Genomic DNA, 1,412 nt, shown 5'->3' with positions numbered 1-1,412 from the left:
TCAGGTTTTCAGACGGCCTGAGCTTAGCAAAAGCCGTCTGAAAATCGACATTTTCAGACGGCTTTTTTCACAGCTTATATCCCGTTATTCCCACACCAGCAAAGCATGGTTGCGCTTGCCTCGGCGCACGATGGTGTATTTGCCGAAGCGTTTGTGTTCATCGGTCAAAAGATACGCATCATCGGGTTTTTCCGGCGCATGGTCGGGGTTGTTGGCCTCGGCGGCTTGGCCGTTCAACACCACCGCCTTGCTGCTCACGAAACCGCGCGCTTCTTTATTGGAAGACGCCAGTTGCACGGTAATCAGTGCTTCCACCACATTCAGACGGCCCGATACTTTAAACGCGGGCAGGCCGTCGAGCGCGAGCTGTTCGAAGTCGGCTTCGGTCAGATTGCTCTGGTCTTCGGCAAACAGGCTGGCAGAAATGCGTTGCGCCGCTTCCAAAGCCGCTTCGCCGTGAATCAGGCGGGTCATTTCTTCGGCCAGAATGCGCTGCGCTTCGGGCTTGGTGCCGCTGGCTTGGTCTTTCGCTTCAATCGCATCGATGTCTTCAACGCTCAGGAAGGTAAAGAATTTCAGGAACTTATACACATCGGCATCGGCCACCTTCAACCAGAATTGGTAAAACTGGTACGGCGAAGTTTTCTTGGCATTGAGCCATACAGCGCCGCCTTCGGTTTTGCCGAATTTGGTGCCGTCGGATTTGGTCACCAGCGGCAGGGTCAGGCCGAATACCTGTTTTTGGTTCAGGCGGCGGGTCAGATCGATACCGTTGGTAATATTGCCCCATTGGTCGGAGCCGCCGATTTGCAGCATCGCGCCGTGGCGTTTGTTCAACTCGGCAAAGTCGTAGCTTTGCAAAAGGGTGTAGGCAAACTCGGTAAACGAAATGCCCACATCGTCGCGGTCAATACGCTGCTTGACCGATTCCTTGTTCAACATCGCGTTCACGGAAAAATGCTTGCCGATGTCGCGCAGGAAATCCAGGCAGTTCATGCCGCCGAACCAGTCGGCATTATTGGCCATCACCGCCGCATTATCCCCCTCGAAGCTCAAAAACGGCTCAAGCTGCTTGCGGATACTCTCCACCCAGCCCGCTACCGTCTCCGGCGTATTCAGGCTGCGCTCCACCGCTTTGAAGCTCGGATCGCCGATCATACCGGTTGCCCCGCCCACCAGCGCAATCGGCGTATGCCCCGCCTGCTGGAAACGGCGCAAGGCTAAAACCGGCAGCAGATGGCCGATGTGCAGACTGTCGGCAGTGGGGTCGAAGCCGCAGTAAAGCGCGATTTTCTGTTCGTTGAGCAAAGCGTCAAGCGCTTCGATGTCGGTGGTTTGCGCGATCAGGCCGCGGGATTGGAGGTCTTGGATGATGGAAGTCATTTTTTATAACCAAACTTAATTAAATTATT

Annotated in this window: 1 protein-coding gene; it reads right to left on the bottom strand. The window is 55.0% G+C overall.

Features of this window, described 5'->3' with window-relative positions:
- Positions 1–84 precede the first annotated feature (84 nt).
- Complete coding sequence (gene tyrS / locus BDE01S_RS10520) at positions 85–1,383, bottom strand: tyrosine--tRNA ligase (protein WP_066081322.1); 1,299 nt, start codon at positions 1,381–1,383, stop codon at positions 85–87.
- Positions 1,384–1,412 lie beyond the last annotated feature (29 nt).

The sequence above is a fragment of the Bergeriella denitrificans NBRC 102155 genome (assembly GCF_001592185.1).
In the GTDB taxonomy this organism is placed as follows: Bacteria; Pseudomonadota; Gammaproteobacteria; order Burkholderiales; family Neisseriaceae; genus Neisseria; species Neisseria denitrificans.
This window is presented reverse-complemented; position numbering and strand designations above follow the sequence as displayed.